Origin of the sequence: Azohydromonas lata, from assembly GCF_034427735.1 — a bacterium.
Taxonomy (GTDB): Bacteria; Pseudomonadota; Gammaproteobacteria; order Burkholderiales; family Burkholderiaceae_C; genus Azohydromonas; species Azohydromonas lata.
In genome coordinates this window covers 1-331 of the sequence record NZ_JAXOJX010000240.1, presented here as the reverse complement: position 1 = coordinate 331, position 331 = coordinate 1, and the positions used below count along the sequence as shown (strand labels likewise).

Sequence of the window (331 nt, the reverse complement as noted above, 5' to 3'; positions counted from 1 at the left end):
TTTCAACACGCGGCGCTCCAGCAGGTCGGCCAGCAGCTCGGTGTGGTGCCACACGCGCACCTGGCCGGAGGCCAGGCGCTGCGCCCAGGCGGCGTCGAGCACCGGGTACTCGTTGCGCAGGGCGTGCAGCAGGTGCGGGTCGGCCGTCACGAGGTTGGCGGCCGGGTGCGCGGTGAGCGTGTCTATGAGCTGGCGCGCCAGGCGCTGGTAGCCGGCCTCGTCGCCCAGGCGGCGGGCGACGTCGCCGCAGTCGGTTTCGGCCGCACCCAGCACGGCCGGGACGATACCGCCGGCCTTCATGGACTGCACCAGCGCGCGCAGCGTCTTCTGG

The 331-nt window shown here is 73.7% G+C and carries 1 pseudogene; it reads right to left on the bottom strand.

Annotated elements, in window-relative coordinates:
* A pseudogene (locus SM757_RS35215) lies at window positions 1–331 on the bottom strand ((Fe-S)-binding protein); the annotation flags it as partial.